1 pseudogene is annotated in these 310 nt (G+C 53.2%); it reads right to left on the bottom strand.

The annotated features are described in order from the left end of the window. Positions 1 to 12: 12 nt before the first annotated feature. A pseudogene (locus tag EOC06_RS37840) lies at positions 13 to 310 on the bottom strand (dienelactone hydrolase-related enzyme); the annotation flags it as partial.

Raw genomic sequence — 310 nt, 5'->3', positions numbered from 1 at the left:
GACAGAAACCGCTCAACGGCCGCGCGTTAGTAACCGCTTCAAGCTCAAACCGGCCAACAAAATGTAAGGCGGCATGGCGAGCGAATAGTGACCACAGTTTAATTCCAAAATATTTGGCCTAGCCCCGGCGTCCTTCAGCATCTGCATGAACCTCTCCGATAGCTCTGGCAACACCACTTTGTCTCTCTTGGCCAACACAACCTGAAGATCGAGACCAGGCCGTGCCAAACTATGCGCGTAATTCTCCAAGTCAAGTGGACCCCAGGCCCTTCTGAGATCGGTCAGCTCAATCTCAGGCTCAAGGCTATCG

The sequence above is a fragment of the Mesorhizobium sp. M7A.F.Ca.MR.362.00.0.0 genome, from assembly GCF_004023175.1.
Taxonomy (GTDB): domain Bacteria; phylum Pseudomonadota; class Alphaproteobacteria; order Rhizobiales; family Rhizobiaceae; genus Mesorhizobium.
The sequence above is the reverse complement of the archived record's forward strand: the minus strand, read 5'-3'. Positions and strand labels throughout refer to the sequence as shown.